We start from the raw sequence: 19786 nt of genomic DNA, 5'->3' as shown, positions 1-19786 counted from the left end.
CGGGCCGGCGTCAGCGAAAGCGCCGCTGGGCCAGCAGGTGGCGCACCAGCGGCCCCAGGATCAGCTCCATGGCCAGCGACAGCCGCGAGCCCGGCACCACCAGGGTGTGCGGGCGGCTCATGAAGGCATCCTGGATCATCGCCAGCAGGTAGGGGAAGTCCACCGTGGCCGGGTCGCGGAAGCGGATCACCACGAAGGATTCGGCATCGGTGGGAATGTCCTGGACCTCGAAGGGGTTCGAGGTATCCACCGTAGGCACCCGCTGGAAGTTGATGTGGGTACGCGAGAACTGCGGCTGGATGTAGCGCACGTAGTCGTCCATGCGCCCCAGGATGGTGTCGATCACCGCCTCCTGGGCGTAGCCGCGGTGGCGCATGTCGCGATCGATCTTCTGGATCCACTCCAGGTTCATGGTCGGCGCGATCCCCACCAGCAGGTCGACGTGGCGGGCGATGTCGAGCTCGGCGGTGACCAGCCCCCCGTGCAGCCCCTCGTAGAAGAGCAGGTCGGTGCCGCAGGGCAGCGACTGCCATTCGGTGAAGGTGCCGACCTGGTAGCCGGCCTCGATCATCTGCTTGTCTTCGGCATGGATATAGTGCCGGTAGGAGCCGTTGCCGTGCTGGCCGTACTCCCGGAACAGAGCCTCGAGCCGGTCGAGCAGGTTGGCCTCCACCGCGAAGTGGGAGAGCTCGTCCTTGCGATCGGGCTCGTCGAAGAGGATCTGCGCCAGCTCCTGGCGGGTGTAACGGTGGAAGGCATCGCCATCGACGAAGGCGGCGTGCACGGCCTCCCGGGCGAACATCCGCTCGAAGGTGCGCTTCACCGTGGTGGTACCGGCCCCGGAGGAGCCGGTGAGGGCGATGATCGGATACTCCCGAGACATCAGCGCGCTCCCGCCAGGGTGTCGCGCAGCGCCTCGGGGATCGCCACCGGGCGGCCGGTGGCGGGGTCGACCAGCATCAGGTTGATCCGGGCGGTGGCCACCGTGGCGTCGTCGGCATCGCGCAGGATCCGCTGGTAGACGCCGATCGCCTTGCGCGCCGGCGCCGGGATGGCGGTCTCCACTACCAGGGCGTCGGGCCAGCGCGTCTCGGTCTGGTACTGCACGGCGAGATCGGCCGCGACGCAGGGAAAGCCGCCGAGATCCCACTCCTGAAGCCCACGGGAGGCCAGCGCGGCGACTCGCGCCTCGTGGAGCAGCGAGATCAACGCATCGTGGCCCAGATGGCGACCGTAGTTCATGTCGGTGATGCGCACCGTCAGCGGGTGACGGTGCATCACCTCATCGACGGGAAAGCTCAGTCGCACACGCTCCATCCTCGCTCCTGTCATTGTTGTTCGGAGTCCTTCGTCGTCAGGCGTCGCCGCGCTCCCGGGCAATGGCCCGGTGGGCGATATCGCGGCGGTAGAGCACCTCGGGCCAGGCGATCTCGGCCACCCCCCGGTAGGCCAGGTCGCGCGCCGCCTCTACGTCGTCGCCCAGCGCCGTGACGCAGAGCACCCGGCCGCCGGCGGTGACCACCCGGCCGTCATGCTCGGCCGTGCCGGCGTGGAAGACCTTGCAGCCGGTCGCCTCGGCGGCCTCGAGCCCCTCGATGGCGTCGCCCTTGCGGTAGCTGCCCGGGTAGCCGCCGGCGGCCAGCACCACGCCGACCGCGGGGCGCGACTCCCAGTCGCAGGCCAGCCCGGCCAGCTCGCCGCGCGACCCGGCTAGGCACAGCTCGGCCAGGTCGGAGCGCAGCCGCAGCATGATCGGCTGGGTCTCGGGGTCACCGAAGCGGCAGTTGTACTCGATCACCTTGGGATTGCCCTCGGCGTCGATCATCAGCCCGGCGTAGAGGAAGCCGGTGTAGGCATGGCCTTCCTCGGCCATGCCCTGCACCGTAGGGCGGATCACCCGCGCCATGATGCGCTCGAAGACGCTGTCGGTGACCACCGGCGCCGGGGAGTAGGCGCCCATGCCACCGGTGTTGGGGCCGGCATCGCCATCGAAGGCGCGCTTGTGGTCCTGGCTGGTGGCCATCGGCAGGATGGTCTCGCCATCGACCATGACGATGAAGCTCGCCTCCTCGCCCTGCAGGAACTCCTCGATCACCACTCGGGCGCCGGCATCGCCGAAGGCGTTGGCCTCGAGCATGTCGCGCACCGCCGCCTCGGCCTCCGCGGCGGTCATCGCCACGATCACGCCCTTGCCCGCCGCCAGGCCGTCGGCCTTGATGACGATGGGCGCGCCCTTCTCGGCCAGGTACTTAAGGGCCGGCTCCACCGCGGTGAAGGTACGATAGTCGGCGGAGGGGATGGCGTGGCGGGCCAGGAAGTCCTTGGTGAACGCCTTGGAGCCCTCGAGTTGGGCCGCCCCGGCCGTGGGACCGAAGATCGCCTGGCCCGCCTCGCGGAAGCGGTCGACCACCCCCTCGACGAGCGGCGCCTCGGGGCCGACGATGGTCAGCGCGACACCCTCTTCCCGGGCGAAAGCCACCAGGCCCGCCAGGTCGTCGACACCGATAGCGACGTTCGTGAGCCCCGGTTCCCGGGCCGTGCCGGCGTTGCCGGGGGCCACGAAGACCGTCTCCACGCGGGGTGACTGGGCGACCTTCCAGGCCAGGGCGTGTTCGCGGCCACCGCCGCCGATGATCAGGACCTTCATCCGCTGTACTACCTCAGAACCGTGCGAGAAACGTCGCGGCATTATGTCAGAAACCGACACGCGGCGCCGCTCACGGCTTGCCATTTCCCGAGTCATCGTCGCTGGAGCTGCCGGCCTGCGTGATGGTCTTCTGCCAGAACTTCATGTTCTCCTCGGCCATCTCGCGCATCAGCTCCATGGGCGAGTGGCGCATGGCCTGCTGCCACTGATCCTGCATGCGGTGCTGCTGTTCGAGCATCAGCTTGGTGCCCTGTTCCAGATAGCGCGCCAGGGGCAGCGGCTGGGCCATGTCGTAGACCCGGATGAACTGCGCCAGCAGGTCGTTGGAGAACACCTGGGCGTCGCCGTCGGCCTGCTCCTGCTCGATGATGATCGACAGCAGGATGGTGCGGGTCAGATCCTCGCCGCTCTTGGCATCCTCGACGCGGAAGGGCACCTCGTCGATGATCAGGCCACGCAGATCCTCGAGGGTCACGTAGCGGCTCTGTTCGGTATCATAGAGCCTGCGGTTGGCATACTTGCGAATCACGCGCACGGCGCTGCTCCTTGTTCTGTGCGGGGCGGCTGCCCCGTAGCGCTATTGTGCACCGCGACACCATCCATGCAAGACATAGCCCCCATTCAGTCTCTAACGCGGCGAGGCGCCATGAACCTGATCCTGCTCTCCCCCGAGGACATCGAGAACCACCGCCTGGCCCGGGTCCGCGACCCGCGGCGACTGGCGCACCTGCGCGAGGTCCATCGCGCTCGTCCCGGGGACACCCTGACCCTCGGCATCGCGGGGGGAGCGCTGGGGCGCGGCGAGCTGCTGACCCTGGACGACGACGAGGCGTGCTTCGATGTCTCCGCGCTGGACCAGCCGCCACCGCCGGCGCTGCCGGTGCATCTGGTGCTCGCCCTGCCCCGCCCGCGGATGCTGGCGCGCAGCCTCGAGCACGTCACGGCGCTCGGCGTGAAGCAGATCACCCTGCTCAACACCCGCCGGGTCGAGAAGAGCTACTGGCAGTCGCCGGAACTCGATGACGAGAAGATCCACCGCCACCTGGTGCTGGGCCTGGAGCAGGCGCGCGACACGCGGCTGCCCGAGGTGACCCTGGCCAAGGGCTTTCGCCCCTTCGTCGAGGACCGCCTGCCGGGGCTGCTCGCGGGGCGGCGCGGCCTGGTGGCGCATCCGGGCATGCCCGACGACTGCCCCCGCGGGCTCGACGAGCCGGCGCTGCTGCTGGTGGGGCCGGAGGGTGGGTTCATCCCCTGGGAGGTGGAGCGACTGCTGGAGGCCGGCTGCCAGGGCATTCACCTGGGGCCGCGCATCCTGCGGGTAGAGACCGCGGTCACCGTCCTGCTCGCCCGGCTCTCCTGAGCCGACGCCCTTGCGTTCAGCCCCCTGCCCTCCTCGCGACCGCCCCCTTTCCTAGGCCGGCCGCCAGGAGGAGACGACGGCGGCGCTACTCCGCCTCGTCGGGATCGTGGGCGACGGAGGGGGAGTCCGCGTCGCAGTCGGGCTCGGTGAGGAAGGTCTCGCGGACGTCGAGCAGGCCGAGGTGGCCGATGGAGCGGCGCCCGAGCAGCAGCGGATAGTTCATCTCCTCGCGGTCGCGCAGGCTGAACTGCTCCTCATAGACGGTATCGCCCAGGCAGACGTTCATCAGCACCACCGGCCGCTCGTCGACCCCGCCGGCGCCACGCACCCGAAGGTCGCGGTAGAGCGGCAGCTCCATGCGCTCGGTGAAGGTCTCGCCGCTGGCTTCATCCTCGAGCTTCAGGCGAAAGCGCACCCAGGCATCGCCCTCCTTCTCGAAGGTCTCGATATCGCGGGCGTCCAGCGACGAGGTCAGCGCGCCGCTATCGAGCTTGGCCTTCACCTCGACGCCCCAGGGCTCCAGGGTCGCCTTCTCCACCCAGCCAAACACGCCAGCGTGGTCGTCGCCGGCGAAGGCCGCCGACGCCGCGCTCGAGAGCAGGGCCGCCAGCAGCAGCGGGCGGTAACGTGTCGAAATCATGATCACCTCCTAAACGAGGCTCAGCGCCGCAGGCGCTCGAGCAGGGCGAGGGTCGCGAAGCCATCCGGCGTGACGCCGATGGCATCCTGAAAGGCGCGCAGGCCTCGACGGGTATTGGGGCCCATGATGCCATCCGGCGCGCCCACCTCGAAGCCACGCGCATTGAGCAGGCGCTGCATCTCGCGCAGCTGGCCGCGGCTCAGCGGCTGCTGCTCCCGCGGCCAGGCCTGCACCACGCCCTCGCGGCCGGCGATCTCGCCGGAGAGCACACCCACCGCCAGGGCGTAGCTGGTGGCGTTGTTGTAGCGCAGGATCGCCCGAAAGTTGCGGCCGACCAGGAAGGCCGGCCCCTCGGCGCCGGCGGGCACGATCACCGCGGCGGCGGCGAAATCGGGCAGCGGCGCGCCGGTCAGGGTGCGTACGTCCTGCTCGGCCCACTCGGCGCTCGAGAGGCGCTGGGCCAGCTCGGTGCGCGCGTAGTCGAACCCCTCGGGGAGGCGCACCTCGACGCCCCAGGGCTCGCCCGCCTGCCAGCCGGCGCGGTCGAGATAGTGGGCGGTGGAGGCCATGACATCGGGAATGCTGCCCCAGATATCGCGGCGCCCGTCACCGTCGCCATCCACGGCGTAGGCCACGAAGCTGGAAGGGATGAACTGAGTGTGTCCCATGGCGCCGGCCCAGGAGCCGATCATGCGCTCGGGCGAGATATCTCCCGCCTCGAGGATGCGCAGCGCCGCCAGCAGCTCGGTCCGCGCGAAGTCGCGGCGGCGGCCGTCATAGGCCAGGGTGGCCAGCGCCTCCAGGGTCGAGAAGTCGCCGAAGTTGCCGCCGTAGTTGCTCTCGATGCCCCAGATGGCAACGATCACCTCGGCCGGCACCCCGTAGCGACGCTCCATCTCGCGGGCCGTGGCGCGATGCTCCGCCAGCCGTTCTCGTCCTGTGGCGACCCGGGTCGCCGAGACGGCACTGTCCAGGTATTGCCAGATCGGCCGCACGAACTCGGGCTGGGAGCGGTCGAGCTCGATCACCCGCGGGCGATAGCGCAGGCCATCTAGGGCTCTCGCCAGCGTCGACTCGGTGATGCCCTCGGCGCGCGCCTCGCGCCGAAAGCGCGACAGCCAGTCCTGGAAGTTCGCCGCGGCGGCCGCCGGCTGGGCGGCGTCGGCCACGGCCACCATGGTCGCCGCGTCACGCGCCTCCGCTGGAACCATGCTGGGCGGGGCCGCCTGGCAGCCGGCCAGCAGGGCCATCAGCAGAGGGGGGGTCAGCATCCGTTTCATCGTTGCTCCTGCAGGAGAGGTCCATCAACCGGCCGATCATCGCCCAGATCCGGGCGTCAGGAAAGCCCGATCAGGCGCCGGCGAGCCGCCAGATCACCAGGCCATGACAAGCCAGCACCACCAGGGTCAGGAGCGTGCGCAGGGATTGATACCAGTCGGGCAGCTGCGTCCGGCCGTCACGGGAGCACTCATGGAAGCGCACCAGCACGAAGCCCGCGACCAGCACCCAGGCACCGGTGAGCGGATGCAGCAGCAGCGCCGGCCAGGCCAGCAGGCTCGGCACCATGGCGAGCAGCATGCGCGCTCGGAACGGTGTCTCGCCGGGGCGCTCCCGGCACATGGCCACGCCCCACTGCACTCCGCCCAGGAAGGAGAGGATCACTGCGGCGTAGCCGAGAAAGGCGCGGATGGCAACGACCTGCCAGGCGATCGGCGCCAGCCAGGTGGCCGCGGCGGTCGCCACGAAGGGAATCAGGCCGGCCAAGCCCAGCATCCAGGGCAAGCGGGGCGCGGCGTTGAGTCTCATGTCGGCTCCTTGTGCGAGTGGAACGCGAGAGCCTCCCGCGTTCGCCGGCTAGTCCTCCGCCGCGCCCCGGGGCAGCAGCCAGTCGCCCCAGCCAGACACTTCCACCACGGGCGAGGCGAAGCGCGTGGGCGCTGCCCGCCAGGGCTGATGTCGGGCCTGGCCGGGCGGCAGCTCGGCGAGCTCGGGCTGCCAGTGGGCGACGTAGTGACCTGCGGGGTCGTAGTCCCGCGCCTGCTTGAGGACGTTGAACCAGCGGTCGCGGGTGTCGCGCCCCACGCCGGCCACGTAGCGCCAGTTGCCCCAGTTGCTGGCCACATCGTAATCGACCAGGCAAGCCTCGAACCAGGCCGCCCCCAGGCGCCAGTCGACCGCGAGCTCGTTGACCAGGAAGCTCGCCACGTTCTGGCGCGCGCGGTTGGAGAGCCAGCCAGTGGCGGCCAGCTCGCACATCGCCGCATCCACGAGGGGCACCCCGGTCCGGCCCTCACGCCAGGCGCGAAAGCCGTCGTCCGGCGCCGGCAGGCGACGCTCGCCAAAGAGCGCCGCGCCCTCCTGTCGCGCCGCCCAGTGGAAGTACTCGCGCCACAAGAGCTCGAAGACGACCCAGTAGCTCGACTCGTTGGCCCCGTGCCGGGCCTCCCAGGCGTCTACCGCATCGTTCACCTGGCGCGCCGACAGGCAGCCGTGGGCCAGCCAGGGGGAGAGCCGGGTGGAGAAGTCGGCGCCGACCAGGCCGTTGCGGGTCTGCTTGTAGCGGGCGATGGCACCGCTCTGCCAGAGGTAGTGCTCGAGGCGCGCCCGGCCCGCCGCCTCGCCGCCGGCAAAGGCAAACCCGCCGCGGGCATCCGGGGCCCAGGCGGCCGCCCGGGCGCACACCTTGTCGAGGGGCGGAAAGCCGCGTGGCGCAGCCTCCGGCCACCCGGGCAGGGTCACTGGCGTCGGGGCGGCATCGGGGATCGACCCGGCGCGCTCGACCCCGCGGCGAAACGCCGAGAAGCTGGCCGGCAGCTCGTCGAGCGGTGTGGGCAGCAAGGCCTCGTCGAGCAGGGTGCCAGTGTCGAAGCGGTTCAGCGTCACCCTCTCGCCCAGCCGCGAGGAGAGCTGCGCGACGGCCTGCTGCTCGTCCCAGCCGGGATCGGCACGCACCCGCACCTCGTCGATGGCGTACGCGTCGACCAGCGCCGCCACCGCCTCGACGGGATCCCCGATGCGCACCAGCAGGTCGCTGCCGCGCTTGAGCAGCTCTCCACGCAGCGCGATCAGGCTCTCCCACAAGAAGCGCAGGCGAGCCGGCCCGATGCGCGGGGTCTCGAGCCCGGGTCGTGGCTCGAGCCAGGCCTCATCCAGCGCAAAGACGCAGAGTAGCGCCTCCGGAGCGGTGGCGAAGGCGAACAGCGGGTTATCGGCCAGGCGCAGGTCACCGCGCAGCCATATCAGTGTCCGGCTCATAGCGATCGCTCCCGGCGACGGGCCTCACGACGGCAGCGTTCGCTGCAGTGGCGAACTTCCCCCCAGCAGCGTGCCCACTTGCGTCGCCAGGCGAAGGCGCGCGCGCAGTGGGCGCAGACCTTGTGCGGGAGATGCGGCTTGCGATGCATGGGAGCAGCCTCATAGGTGGACAGAGGTCTTTAATCGTACAGTATTTGTACAGATAAATACTCTCTGCGACCACCATCGAGGCGTTCAACGCGCCCCACGTCCAGGGCTGACGTTCAAGACTCGACGACCGCGGCCATCGATCTAAGGCCCAACGAAAAGGAGCCGCCCGAAGGCGGCCCCATAGCGATCGAGGCGCATCGGGCGGCGAGCGCGTGCCTCAGGAGGCGTCGAGGTCGTCGGGGGGGCGGCGCTCGTGCTCCTCGGCCGGCGCGCCGCTCCTCAAGTCGCGGGTCAGGGGGTCGAAGTGCGGCTTCAGCTCGTCCTTGACGGTGCCCGCCCACAGCCGGGCACCGACGATGTAGCCCGCCCGACCGATCACGTGGGCCGCCACCGGGGCGGTCATCATGATGAAAAGAATCACCCCGAAGGCGCGCGCCACCACCGCCACTTCGGCGAAGTGTAGTGCCACCGCCAGCATGATCAGGGCGGTGCCCAGGGTCGCCGCCTTGGTGGTGGCGTGCATGCGGGTCAGCAGGTCGGGCAGACGCAGCACGCCCAGCGCCGCCAGGAACATGAAGAGTGCGCCGGCCAGGATCAGGCCGCTCTCGATTACGTCAATCATCGCGCGGTCCCCCGCGCTCCAGGAAGCGAGCAAAGCCAATGGTGGCCATAAAGGCCATCAGCGCCATGACGATCGCCACGTCCAACAGACTCGGCACGTCGGTGGCGATGGCGACCACGCCGATGATGCCGACGAGGATCGACGAGAAGAGCTCCAGGGCCACCACCCGGTCCGGCAGGCTGGGGCCGCGAAACAGGCGCACGAAGGCCAGGCACAGCGCCAAGACCATCACCGCCAGGCTCACAAGGATCACGGGGGACACCGAGTACCTCCTTTATGCGCAACGAAAACGGGCATTCGCTAGTGAAACAGGGCCAGCGCCCGGCGCTCGAGCTCCGCCAGGCTGCGCCGGAGCGCCGGCTCGTCGTCCAGGAACATGGCATGAATGTAGAGCACGCGGCGGTCGTCGGAGACGTCCAGGCTGAGGGTGCCCGGCGTCAGCGAGATCAGGTTGGCGACGAGGGCGATCTCGAACTCGGTGGTGGCCCGCAGCGGCATGGCGATCACCCCCGGCTTCATGTACCAGGTCGGGGTGATGATGTCGTAGGAGACCTTGAGATTGGCCATCACCAGCTCCTTGAGGAAGAAGCCGATGAAGCGGACCAGCCGCGGCAGGCGCTGGGCATGCCCGGCCAGTGCCGGCACCTGGGGCTGGATCAGCGCCAGCACCAGGTAGCCGAAGAGCAGTCCGGCCAGCAGGTTGCGGCCGCTGAAGTCGCCGGTCAGCACCACCCAGGCGAAGCCGAGCATCAGGTTCCAGGTGGCTCCGATCATGGCGTCCCCTCCCCCGCCACGCCGAGCACGGCCTCGATGTAGCGCTCGGGCGCCAGCAGCTGGCCGGCCGAGGCCTCGGCCAGGGCGTAGATCGGTTCGGCATTGAGGCCAATGAACAGGGTGCAGAGCGCCAGGCCCGCCACCGTCGTCGACATCAGCCACATCGCTCGCGGCTCGACCGGCGGCATGGCATCGAGCTCCTCCTCCGGCGCCGCCTTCCAGAACACCTCGGCCCAGATCTTGATCATCGAATAGAGGGTGAGCAGCCCCACCAGCAGCGCGATGAAGGTCACGCCGTAGGCCTCGGCCTCGATGCCGGCGCGGATCACGATGAACTTGGCGAAGAAGCCCGACAGCGGCGGCATGCCGGCGAGCGACAGCGCCGGGATCAGGAACAGCACGGCAAGCCAGGGGTGGCTACGGTAGAAACCGCCCAGCGAGGCGAGCTGGTAGGTGCCGCGCAGTCGATGGACGATGCCGCTGATCAGGAAGAGGTTCGTCTTCACGATGATGTGGTGAATGATGTAGAAGACCCCGCCGATGATCGCCAGGGGGGTGAACAGCGCCAGTCCCAGGATCATGTAGCCGATCTGGCTGACGATGTGAAACGACAGGATGCGCCGGAACTCGAACTGCGCCGCCGCGCCGAGCACCCCGGAGAGCATGGTGAATCCCGCCCCCCACAGCAGGATCTCATGGGTGTAGCCGGGGCTATGATGGAAGATCAGCGTGAACACCCGGTACAGCGCATAGACCCCGACCTTGGTCAGCAGGCCGGCGAACAGCGCCGAGACGGCCACCGGCGGCGTGTGGTAGGAGGCCGGCAGCCAGAAGAACAGCGGGAAGGCCGCCGCCTTGATGCCGAAGGCCACCATGAACATCATCGCCAGCACATCGACCATGCCGTCGTTCTCGAGGGGCGCCAGGCGACGGGCAATATCGGCCATGTTGAGTGTGCCGACCATGCCGTAGAGCAGCCCCACGGCGACCAGGAAGGTCACCGAGGAGACCAGGTTGAGGGTGACGTACTTGATCGCCCCTTCCATCTGGGCCTTCTCGCTGCCCAGGATCAGCAGCGCGAAGGAGGCCACCAGCATCACCTCGAACCAGACGTAGAGGTTGAAGATGTCGCCGGTGAGGAAGGCGCCGGCGACCCCGGCCAGCAGTAGGTGCATCAGCGGGAAGTAGCCGTAGGCCTCGTGGCCGCGCCCGACCGTGGCCAGCGAGAAGAGCGCCACGGCGAAACCGATGATGCCGGTGAGCACCACCATGATCGCGCCCAGCAGGTCGGCGACCAGGCTAATGCCGAAGGGCGCCGTCCAGCCGCCCATGTGCATCACCTGGATGCCGTCGCGATGGACCGTGGCCAGCAGCCACAGGCTGGTCAGCAGCAGGCTGGCGGTGCCGGCCACAGCGATGAAGCGCTGCATGCTGCGGGAGCGCCAGAACAGCAGCGACACGGCCCCCGCCAGCAGCGGGATGATGATGGGCAGCGCGATCTGGGGCGTCACGTGTCGGTATCCCTCATCTTGTCCAGGTCATCGGCGCCCACGATTTCCCAGGCGCGACGCACCAGCACCACGGCGAACGACAGCACCCCGAAGGCGATGACGATGGCCGTGAGCACCAGCGCCTGGGGGAGCGGGTCGGCCACCGCGCCCGCCGGTGCCGAGAGGCCCTCGGGCACCAGCGGCGGGGCGCCGCGCACCATGCCCGCCGTGGCGAAGATCAGCAGGTTGGCGGCGTTGGAGAGCAGCATCAACCCGATCACCAGCTTGACGATGGAGCGACGCAGCATCATGTAGACGGCGGCGGCGAAGAGAATGCCGATCGCGACGGCTATCAGGGGTTCCATGGTGCCTCCTCAGCGTTCGTCATCGTGCTGGTCGGTCTTGACCAGGGCGGTGATCGCCGTGAGCACCGAGCCCACCACCACCAGGTAGACCCCGATATCGAAGATCAGCACTGTCGAGGCCTTGAAGTCGATGATCGGGATGGTCCACCACTGGGCCGTGAAAAAGGGCTCGCCGACCCACCACGCCGGCAGCGTCGAGCCCACCCCGAGCAGCAGCCCCATGGCCACCAGGTCGCGGGGCGACACCGTGAGCATCCGGTTCAGGGGGCGACGCCCGAAGGCGAAGAGGTAGAGCGCGAAGGCCGCCGCCGCCACCAGGCCGGCGATGAAGCCTCCGCCCGGCTCGTCGTGGCCGCGCAGCAGCAGGAATAGCGAAAAGAGCAGCTGCAGCGGCAGCAGCAGCTGCGCCGCGGCATTGAGGATCAGGGTGCCCGACCTAGCCATCGTCGCTCTCCTTCGTCGGCGCGGTGCGCTGGGCCCGGCGATGCCGGGCATGATCGTCCCGGGCATGGAAGCGCAGCATGGCATAGACGCCGACGGCCGCCAGCGCCAGCACGAACATCTCGCCCAGGGTATCCAGCGCCCTGAAGTCGACGAGGATGACGTTGACGATGTTGTGGCCGTGGCCGAGCGGCTGACTGTTGGCGACCATGTACTCCGAGATGCGCGGCAGGCGCTCCCCGGAGAGCACCGCGAGCATCAGCAGGGTGATCAGACCGCCGGTGAGGACGGCCACCGCGAGGTCGCGCAGCCGCTCGAGGGGCGTGGAGAGGGTGGCGAAGCGCGGCAGGCGGAACAGCACCAGCACCAGCAGGATGACCGTCAGGGTCTCCACCAGCAGCTGGGTGATCGCCAGGTCCGGGGCGCTGAACAGCACGAAGAACAGCGCGATGGAGAAGCCCATGGTGCCGAGCGCCGCCACCGCCGCCAGGCGCGAGCGCATCACGCAGGCCGCCACGGCCCCGGCGACCATCAGGCCGGCGACCACGGCCTCATGCAGGTAGAGATCCAGGGTGAGGTCGAGCGCGAGGGAGTGTCGAAAGAACAGCGCATGGCCGACCAGGCCGACCAGCACCAGCAGGGTCATGGCCAGGTAGTTGCGGATGTGCCCGTTCTGCAGCAGCCGCGTCTGCCAGCCGGCGACGGCCACCATGCCGGCCATCAGCGCCTCATAGCCGGCCTCGGGGCCGCGCGCCATGAGCGGCGCGAGGCGTGACAGCCGCGCCCGCAGGCGATCCCAGTGACGGTAGGTCAGCAGCCCCAGCGCCAGGCTCGCCAGCGACAGCGCCAGCGGCAGGTTGAGTCCGTGCCACAGCGACAGGTGCACGTCGGCGGCGGGCGCGCCGATGCCGGCCAGGGTGGCGGCCACCAGCGGGTCGAGCAGGCCCGGCGCCAGGCCGAGGGCGAGCGACAGCACGGCGAGCAGCGCCGGTCCCGCGAGCATCGCCGAGGGCGCCTCGTGGGGCGTCTTCGGGGTCTGGCGCGGGGCGCCGAAGAAGGGGCGCAGGGCGACGATGGCCGCGACGGCCAGGGTCAGGAAGGCCGCCGTGAAGGCGAGCAGCAGGATCATCGGCCGCCAGGCGGAGGCCTCGAGCACCGAGGCGAGCATCGCCTCCTTGCCCACGAAACCCAGCAGCGGCGGCAGCCCGGCCAGCGACAGGGCCGCGACGCCGGCGACGACGGCGGTGCGCGGCATCGCCCGGCGCAGGTCGCCCATGGCGGTGACGTCTTTGGTGCCGGTCTCGTGGTCGAGAATGCCGGCCACCATGAACAGCGCCCCCTTGTAGAGCGAGTGGGCCAGCAGGAAGACCACGAAGGCGGTGAGCGCCTGGGGGGTACCGAGGCCGAGCAGCAGGGTCAGGGTGCCCAGCGCCATCACCGTGGAGTAGGCCAGCAGCATCTTGACGTTGGTGTGGTGGATCGCCAGGAAGGCGCCGGTGGCCATGGTCACCGCCCCGACGAGCGACAGGCTGATAACCCAGAGCTCGGTGCCACCCAGCGCCGGATGCAGGCGCGCCAGCAGGTAGATGCCCGCCTTGACCATGGTCGCCGAGTGCAGATAGGCCGAGACCGGCGTGGGGGCGGCCATGGCGTTGGGCAGCCAGAAATGGAAGGGGAACTGCGCCGACTTGGTGAAGGCGCCCAGCAGCACGCAGAGCAGCAGCGGCGTGTAGAGCGCATGGGCGCGCAGCGCCTCGCCGCGCTGGACGAGCTCGTAAAGCGACCAGCTGTCGCCGGCGCCGGCGAGCATGACGAAGCCGGCCAGCAGCGCCAGCCCGCCCCCCACGGTGACGAAGAGCCCCTGCAGGGCCGCCTTGCGGGCGGCGGGGTCGGTGTGATGGAAGCCGATCAGCAGGTAGGAGGTGACGCTGGTGAGCTCCCAGAACACGAAGAGCGTGACCAGGTTGTCGGCCAGCACCAGGCCGAGCATCGACATCATGAAGGCGGTGATCACCACCAGAAAGCGCGGCAGGTCGCGATGGCCGCGCAGGTACTCCCCGGTGTAGAGCAGTACCAGGGCGCCGATCCCGGTGATCAGCAAGGCGAACAGCCAGGCGAGGCCATCGATCAGGAAGGTCAGAGTGATGTCGAGCCCCGGCACCCAGGCCCACTCCAGCAGCAGGACCTCGCCGCCGGCGATCGTCGGCCACTGGCCGATCAGCCAGGCCGCGATCGCCGCGGGCAGCAGCGCCATGAGACGCGGCGTTCGGGCCCCGAACCACTGGTGCAGCAGCGGGGCCAGGCACGCCATCACGAAGCCTCCTAGCACGGCAAGTTGCATCGGCCACCCTCCTTGTGACGATGGAGCGCGCAACAGCGGCGTGCCCCCTCGATAAGGTCCATCCACTCTAGAGAGACAAAGAGTTGAAAGGCAAGGAGGCAGCGAGGGAATTCGCTTTGCGGTAAAGTGGCAAGGAGCCAAACCATGGGGGGCCTTGACCCAGGGACGGGGGGCGATGGCGTATCGCCTGTCTCATCCTGTTCCCCGGGCGCGTGATCCAGACGGCCCTCCCCGTTTCCGAACCCGCGCAGGATGACCGATCGATGACACTGCTGTGGATAGCCCTGCTGCCCCTGCTGGGGGTGCTGGTGCCCGCGTTCACCGCGCAACGTGGACGCCGCTTCTGCTCCCTGGCCACCGCACTGCTGCCCGCGCTGGCGCTGCTGATGACCCTCGGCCAACTGCCGACCCTGGCGGCCGGCGAGACACTGCGTTTCGCCGTCGACTGGGTGCCTACCCTCGGCCTCGAGCTGGCCTTCCGCCTGGACGGCCTGTCGGTGCTGTTCAACCTGCTGATCATGGGCATCGGCCTGCTGATCCTGCTCTACGCGCACTACTACCTGTCGCCGGAGGAGCCCTTTGGGCGCTTCTACGCCTACCTGATCCTGTTCATGGCCTCCATGGTCGGCATCGTGATGGCCGACAACCTGCTGCTGCTGTGGCTTTACTGGGAGCTGACCAGCCTCTCCTCCTTCCTGTTGATCGGCTTCTGGTCGCACAGAAGCGACGCCCGCAAGGGGGCGCGCATGGCGTTGACCGTGACCGGCGCCGGCGGCCTGGCGCTGCTCGCCGGCCTGCTGCTGCTGGGCGACATGGTCGGCAGCTACGACATGCAGGTGGTGCTCGAGAGCGGCAGCGCCATTCTCGCCGACCCGCGCTACCCCTGGATGCTCGGGCTGGTGCTGCTCGGCGCCTTCACCAAGTCGGCGCAGTTCCCCTTCCAGTTCTGGCTGCCCCACGCCATGGCCGCCCCCACGCCGGTCTCGGCCTACCTGCACTCGGCGACCATGGTCAAGGCGGGCATCTTCCTGATGGCGCGCCTGCACCCGGCCATCGCCGGCAGCGAGCTGTGGACGGTGGTCGTCTCGCTCATCGGCATGGCGACGATGCTCTATGGCGCCTGGTTCGCGCTGATGAAGACCGACCTCAAGGGCATCCTGGCCTTCTCCACGGTGAGCCATCTCGGCCTGATCACCGTGCTGCTGGGGATCGGCAGCCCCATGGCGGTACTCGCCGCCCTCTTTCATATCCTCAACCACGCCACCTTCAAGGCGGCGCTATTCATGTGCGCGGGGATCATCGACCACGAGACCGGCACCCGCGAGCTCAAGCGGCTGGGCGGGCTCAGGCGCGCCATGCCGATCACCGCCCTGCTGACCACCCTGGCCGGCGCCGCCATGGCCGGGGTGCCGCTGTTCAACGGCTTCCTCTCCAAGGAGATGTTCTTCACCGAGACCCTGGAGACCCCGGTGCTCGGCGGGCTGAGCTGGCTGCTGCCGGTGCTCGCCACCCTGGGCGGCGTCCTCTCGGTGGCCTACTCGCTGCGCCTGGTGCATGCGGTGTTCTTCAAGCCGGCCCGCGAGGCGCCGCCGAAGTCCCCCCACGAGCCGCCCTGGCTGATGCGCGCCCCGGTGGTGGTGCTGGTGGTAATCTGCGTGCTCGTGGGGCTCGCGCCGGTACTGGCCGAGGGCCTGCTGGGGCTGGCCCTGACGCCGGTGCTCGGCGAGACGATGAGTTTCCACCTGGCGATCTGGCACGGGTTCAACCTGCCGCTCGCGATGAGCGGGGTGGCGCTGGTCGCCGGCGTGGCGATGTACTGGCGCCACCCCGACCTGCAACGCTTCCTCAAGGGCTTTCGCCCGGTGGACGCACGCCTGGTATTCGAGGGCGCCATGCAGCGGCTCTCCGCCTGGGCCGAGGCGACGCTGCGCGGCATCGACAACGGCTCCCAGCAGCGCTACGTCGGCCTGCTGCTGCTGGCCTCGCTGGTCGTGGTGGGGTTCGGCCTTTCCGGTATGCCGCTGCTCACCGGCGATCAGGGCAACCAGCCCGTCGACGGCGTGCTGCTGGTGGGGGCCGGGCTGCTGATCTTCGGCGGCATCGCCACGGCCGCCACCCACCGCTATCGCCTGATCTCGCTGCTGATGCTCTCGGTGGTGGGACTGGTGGTGTCGCTGACCTTCGCGCGCTTCTCGGCGCCCGACCTGGCGCTAACCCAGCTGTCGGTGGAGGTGGTGACCATGATCCTGCTGATGCTGGCGCTCTTTTTCCTGCCCCAGCACACCTCCCGCGAGACCTCGGCGCCGCGCAACGTGCGCGACATCGTGCTGGCCAGCGCCTTGGGCATGGCGGTGGCCAGCCTCAACTATGCGGTGCTGACCCGCGACACCACCAGCCTCTCGAGCTTCTTCCTGGAAAACAGCGTGTCCGGCGGCGGCGGCCACAATGTGGTCAACGTGATCCTCGTCGACTTCCGCGGCTTCGATACCCTGGGCGAGATCACCGTGCTGGCCCTGGCGGGTCTCGCCATCTTCAAGCTGCTGCGACGCCTGCGCCTGTTCATGCCCCATAGCGACACCGAGGGCCGGCTGTGGTCGCCGGACCGCTACCCGTCGATCCTGACCTCCATCTCCATGGCCCTGCTGCCGCTGGCGCTGCTGGTCTCGGCGTTCATCTTCCTGCGCGGCCACAACATGCCCGGCGGCGGCTTCATCGCCGGTCTGGTCACCGCCGTGGCCATGATTCTGCTCTACATGGCCCGCGGCGTGGAGTGGGCCCAGGAGCGGCTGCAGTTCGAGTACCAGCCGGTGGCGATCGCCGGCGTCGGCATCGCGACCCTGACGGGACTCGGCAGCTGGCTGTTCGGCGAGCCGTTCCTGACCTCGGCCTTCGGGCACTTCCACCTGCCGCTGATCGGCGACTTCGAGCTGGCCACCGCCCTGCTCTTCGACCTGGGGGTCTACCTGGCGGTGGTCGGTGCCACCCTGATGATCCTGGCCAACCTGGGCAAGGTCACCACGCCTCACAGCCCGGCCAAGGGGGCCCCGGCCAGCGACGAGAACCTGTCCCGTTCCAGCAAGGAGAAACACTGATGGAAAGCCTCTACGCCATCACCACCGGCGTGCTGACCGCCTGCGGGCTCTACCTGACGCTGCGCGGTCGGACCTTCCCGGTCGTCGTCGGGCTGACCCTGCTCTCCTATGCGGTCAACCTCTTCCTGTTCTCCATGGGAGGACTGACGACCGGCGGCGCGGCGATCATCGATGGCCAGTCCCATTTCGCCGACCCCCTGCCCCAGGCGCTGGTGCTGACCGCCATCGTGATCGGCTTCGCCATGACCGCCTTCGTGGTCATCCTGGCCATGCGCGCCCGCAGCGAGCTGGGCAATGACCACGTCGACGGTCGCAAGCGAGAGGAGCCTCACCGGTGATGCAGCACCTGATCGTACTTCCCGTCGTCCTGCCGCTGCTGGTGGGACTGATCCTGCTGCGCAGCCGACACGGCGCCATGCGTACCCACCGCCGGGTGGGCGTCGCGGCGACCGCCCTGCTGGTGGTCGTAGCGACGGTGATGCTGACCCGGGCCGCCGGCGGCGAGGTCACCTACTACGCGCTGGGCGGCTGGCAGCCGCCGTTCGGCATCGTGCTGGTGCTCGACCGCCTCTCGGCACTGATGATCATGGTCACCTCGGTGCTGGCGCTGGGCTGCGTGATCTTCGCCTGCGCCGGCGACGACGAACGCGGCAGCAACTTCCACGGCCTCTTCCAGCTGCAGCTGATGGGCATCAACGGCGCCTTCCTGACCGGCGACCTGTTCAACCTCTTCGTGTTCTTCGAGGTGCTGCTGCTGGCCTCCTACGCGCTGCTGATCCACGGCGGCGGCAAGTCGCGAATCCAGTCGGCGGTGCACTACGTGGTGCTAAACCTGGTCGGCTCGTCGCTGTTCCTGATCAGCGTCGGCGTGCTCTATGGCGCCACTGGCACCCTCAACATGGCCGACATGGCCGTGCGCCTGGGGGAGCTGCCGGCCGAACGCACGGGCCTGGTCGCCGCGGGCGGCCTGATGCTGCTGGTGGTGTTCGGCCTCAAGGCCGCCATCCTGCCGCTCTACTTCTGGCTGCCGCGGGCCTATGCCGCCGCCCCGGCGCCGGTCGCCGCGCTCTTCGCGATCATGACCAAGGTCGGCATCTACGCCATCCTGCGGGTCTATACGCTGATCTTCGGCGAGCAGGCCGGGGGCCTGGAGGCCCTCGAACGCCCCTGGGTATGGTGGCTGTCGCTGGCGACGATGGTGGTGGCCGGCATCGGCGTGCTGGCCGCCCGCGACCTGCGCCTGATGGTGGCCTACCTGGTGGTCATCTCGGTGGGCACGCTGCTGGCCGGCATCGGCATGGGCTCGCCGGAAGCCGTCTCCGCCCTGCTCTACTATCTGGTGCACAGCACCCTGATTACCGGCGCACTCTTCCTGCTGGCCGAGATGATCGGCCTGCAGCGGGGCAAGGCGGGCACACGACTGGTCAAGGGGCGTCCGCTGCGCGACGGCCGCCTGCTGGCCGGACTGTTCTTCGTCGGGGCGATCGCCGTGGCCGGCCTGCCGCCGCTGTCGGGCGCCATCGGCAAGGCCCTGCTGCTCGACGCCGCCGCGCCCTGGCAGCAGCCGTGGCTGTGGCCGATCCTGCTCGGTACGGGCCTGGCCACGCTGATCGCCCTCTCGCGCGCCGGCTCGACGCTGTTCTGGCGCAGCCATGACGGCGAGGCCAGCGGCGAGGCGCTCTCGCGCTCGCGCTGGCTCGGCGCCGGCGGACTGCTCGCCGCCTCGCCGTTGCTGGTCGCCCTGGCGGGTCCGGTCAGCGACTACACCCGCGCCACCGCCGACCAGCTGGCCGATCCGGATGTGCTGGTGCGTGCCGTCCTGTCTGATGCCGGAGAGTCCCCATGATCACGCCTCGTCGCTGGCTCCCCCTCCCCCTGCTGTCGATCCTGCTGCTGGTCGTCTGGCTGCTGATGGCCCGCAGTATCGCGCCGGGACAGATCCTGCTGGGCGGGGGGCTGGCCCTGCTCATCCCGCTGGCCACCTATCGCTTCTGGGACGCGCAGCCCCACGTGGCACGCCCCGGGTTGCTGCTGCGCTTCGTTGCGCGCGTGCTCGGCGACATCCTGATCGCCAACATCCAGGTGGCCTGGCTGATCATCAATCCGCGCCAGCGCATGCGCCCGGCCTTCGTTGTCTATCCGCTGATGCTGGAGGAGCGCTTCACCATCACCCTGCTGGCTAGCACCATCAGCCTCACCCCGGGCACGGTATCGGCCAACCTGCGCATGGACGGCAAGTCGCTGCTGATCCATACCCTCGACATGGAGGATGAGGACGCGCTGATCGAGACGATACGCGAGCGCTACGAGCGGCCGTTGAAGGAGATCTACGAATGCTAGACATTGCCCTGAAGATCAGCATCACGCTGGTCCTGATGTCCATCCTGCTCAATGCCTATCGCCTGACGGTCGGGCCCGACATGCCCGACCGCATCCTGGCGCTGGACACCATGTACGTGAATTCCATCGCGCTGATCGTGCTGATGGGTCTGTGGCTGAATACCAAGACCTATTTCGAGGCGGCCCTGCTGATCGCCATGCTTGGCTTCATCAGCACGGTGGCGGTCTGCAAGTACATCCTGCGCGGCGACATCATCGAATAGGCCAGC

At 69.1% G+C, this 19786-nt stretch carries 22 protein-coding genes; 6 read left to right on the top strand and 16 right to left on the bottom strand.

The window, feature by feature from the left end; translation table 11 throughout:
- Nucleotides 1-10: 10 nt before the first annotated feature.
- The 4 genes from FEI13_RS07875 to phaR all read right to left on the bottom strand — a co-directional run bounded on the left by FEI13_RS07875 (nt 11) and on the right by phaR (nt 3182).
- A complete protein-coding gene (locus FEI13_RS07875) occupies nt 11-883 on the bottom strand; it encodes a phosphoribulokinase (RefSeq protein WP_138181000.1) in 873 nt (290 codons plus the stop codon).
- On the bottom strand, nt 883-1317 hold the full coding sequence (locus FEI13_RS07870; RefSeq protein ID WP_138180999.1) for an acyl-CoA thioesterase: 435 nt from the start codon (nt 1315-1317) through the stop codon (nt 883-885). The genes FEI13_RS07875 and FEI13_RS07870 overlap by 1 nt, the downstream gene beginning before the upstream one ends.
- 37 nt (nt 1318-1354) lie before the next feature.
- Nucleotides 1355-2647 (bottom strand): phosphoribosylamine--glycine ligase, encoded by a 1293-nt coding sequence (gene purD / locus FEI13_RS07865; protein WP_138180998.1) that lies wholly within the window; start codon nt 2645-2647, stop codon nt 1355-1357.
- Nucleotides 2648-2717: 70 nt separating this feature from the next.
- Entirely contained in the window at nt 2718-3182 is a 465-nt protein-coding gene (gene phaR, locus FEI13_RS07860; RefSeq protein ID WP_138180997.1) for a polyhydroxyalkanoate synthesis repressor PhaR, read from the bottom strand.
- 111 nt (nt 3183-3293) lie between these two features.
- Here phaR and FEI13_RS07855 point away from each other — a divergent pair, with 111 nt between their 5' ends.
- Nucleotides 3294-4007, top strand: coding sequence for a 16S rRNA (uracil(1498)-N(3))-methyltransferase (locus FEI13_RS07855; protein ID WP_138180996.1), 714 nt, complete (start codon nt 3294-3296; stop codon nt 4005-4007).
- An 85-nt stretch (nt 4008-4092) separates the two neighbouring features.
- On the opposite strand, the gene rloA3 is transcribed toward FEI13_RS07855, so the two are convergent.
- The 12 genes from rloA3 to FEI13_RS07795 form a co-directional block, all read right to left on the bottom strand.
- On the bottom strand, nt 4093-4647 hold the full coding sequence (gene rloA3, locus FEI13_RS07850) for a retropepsin-like aspartic peptidase RloA3 (RefSeq protein WP_138180995.1): 555 nt from the start codon (nt 4645-4647) through the stop codon (nt 4093-4095).
- Nucleotides 4648-4667: 20 nt separating this feature from the next.
- Nucleotides 4668-5927, bottom strand: a complete 1260-nt coding sequence (locus FEI13_RS07845; RefSeq protein ID WP_138180994.1) for a lytic murein transglycosylase — start codon at nt 5925-5927, stop codon at nt 4668-4670.
- Between the two features lie 70 nt (nt 5928-5997).
- On the bottom strand, nt 5998-6453 hold the full coding sequence (locus FEI13_RS07840; protein ID WP_138180993.1) for a DUF3429 domain-containing protein: 456 nt from the start codon (nt 6451-6453) through the stop codon (nt 5998-6000).
- 48 nt (nt 6454-6501) lie between these two features.
- The gene (locus tag FEI13_RS07835) at nt 6502-7902 is read right to left on the bottom strand and encodes a DASH family cryptochrome (RefSeq protein WP_138180992.1); all 1401 of its coding nucleotides are present in this window, start codon (nt 7900-7902) and stop codon (nt 6502-6504) included.
- Nucleotides 7899-8051: a DUF2256 domain-containing protein gene (locus FEI13_RS07830; RefSeq protein ID WP_138180991.1), complete on the bottom strand. Its 153-nt coding sequence runs from the start codon at nt 8049-8051 to the stop codon at nt 7899-7901. The genes FEI13_RS07835 and FEI13_RS07830 overlap by 4 nt, the downstream gene beginning before the upstream one ends.
- 218 nt (nt 8052-8269) lie before the next feature.
- Nucleotides 8270-8674 (bottom strand): monovalent cation/H(+) antiporter subunit G, encoded by a 405-nt coding sequence (gene mnhG, locus FEI13_RS07825; RefSeq protein ID WP_138180990.1) that lies wholly within the window; start codon nt 8672-8674, stop codon nt 8270-8272.
- Entirely contained in the window at nt 8667-8936 is a 270-nt protein-coding gene (locus tag FEI13_RS07820) for a cation:proton antiporter (protein ID WP_138180989.1), read from the bottom strand. The genes mnhG and FEI13_RS07820 overlap by 8 nt, the downstream gene beginning before the upstream one ends.
- A 38-nt stretch (nt 8937-8974) precedes the next feature.
- Nucleotides 8975-9448 (bottom strand): Na+/H+ antiporter subunit E, encoded by a 474-nt coding sequence (locus FEI13_RS07815; RefSeq protein ID WP_138180988.1) that lies wholly within the window; start codon nt 9446-9448, stop codon nt 8975-8977.
- On the bottom strand, nt 9445-10959 hold the full coding sequence (locus FEI13_RS07810; protein WP_138180987.1) for a Na+/H+ antiporter subunit D: 1515 nt from the start codon (nt 10957-10959) through the stop codon (nt 9445-9447). Before FEI13_RS07810 ends, FEI13_RS07815 begins: the two co-directional genes overlap by 4 nt.
- Nucleotides 10956-11303: a Na+/H+ antiporter subunit C gene (locus tag FEI13_RS07805; protein ID WP_138180986.1), complete on the bottom strand. Its 348-nt coding sequence runs from the start codon at nt 11301-11303 to the stop codon at nt 10956-10958. The genes FEI13_RS07810 and FEI13_RS07805 overlap by 4 nt, the downstream gene beginning before the upstream one ends.
- A gap of 9 nt (nt 11304-11312) precedes the next feature.
- A complete protein-coding gene (locus tag FEI13_RS07800; protein ID WP_138180985.1) occupies nt 11313-11747 on the bottom strand; it encodes a Na+/H+ antiporter subunit B in 435 nt (144 codons plus the stop codon).
- On the bottom strand, nt 11740-14085 hold the full coding sequence (locus FEI13_RS07795) for a putative monovalent cation/H+ antiporter subunit A (RefSeq protein WP_138180984.1): 2346 nt from the start codon (nt 14083-14085) through the stop codon (nt 11740-11742). The genes FEI13_RS07800 and FEI13_RS07795 overlap by 8 nt, the downstream gene beginning before the upstream one ends.
- Nucleotides 14086-14348: 263 nt before the next feature.
- Between FEI13_RS07795 and FEI13_RS07790 the strand changes: the two genes are divergently transcribed.
- The 5 genes from FEI13_RS07790 to FEI13_RS07770 are packed head-to-tail and all read left to right on the top strand — an operon-like array spanning nt 14349 to nt 19780.
- Nucleotides 14349-17177 carry a monovalent cation/H+ antiporter subunit A gene (locus FEI13_RS07790; protein ID WP_138180983.1) on the top strand — a complete coding sequence of 943 codons (2829 nt, stop codon included), beginning with the start codon at nt 14349-14351 and terminating at the stop codon, nt 17175-17177.
- A complete protein-coding gene (locus FEI13_RS07785; protein ID WP_089847482.1) occupies nt 17177-17515 on the top strand; it encodes a Na+/H+ antiporter subunit C in 339 nt (112 codons plus the stop codon). The genes FEI13_RS07790 and FEI13_RS07785 overlap by 1 nt, the downstream gene beginning before the upstream one ends.
- A complete protein-coding gene (locus tag FEI13_RS07780) occupies nt 17512-19023 on the top strand; it encodes a monovalent cation/H+ antiporter subunit D (RefSeq protein WP_138180982.1) in 1512 nt (503 codons plus the stop codon). Before FEI13_RS07785 ends, FEI13_RS07780 begins: the two co-directional genes overlap by 4 nt.
- A complete protein-coding gene (locus FEI13_RS07775; protein ID WP_138180981.1) occupies nt 19020-19517 on the top strand; it encodes a Na+/H+ antiporter subunit E in 498 nt (165 codons plus the stop codon). Before FEI13_RS07780 ends, FEI13_RS07775 begins: the two co-directional genes overlap by 4 nt.
- Nucleotides 19511-19780, top strand: coding sequence for a K+/H+ antiporter subunit F (locus tag FEI13_RS07770; RefSeq protein WP_138180980.1), 270 nt, complete (start codon nt 19511-19513; stop codon nt 19778-19780). Before FEI13_RS07775 ends, FEI13_RS07770 begins: the two co-directional genes overlap by 7 nt.
- Nucleotides 19781-19786 lie beyond the last annotated feature (6 nt).

This window comes from Halomonas urmiana (assembly GCF_005780185.1).
Taxonomy (GTDB): domain Bacteria; phylum Pseudomonadota; class Gammaproteobacteria; order Pseudomonadales; family Halomonadaceae; genus Halomonas; species Halomonas urmiana.
Note: the sequence above shows the minus strand (reverse complement) of the source record. Positions and strands in the feature narration are given on the sequence as shown.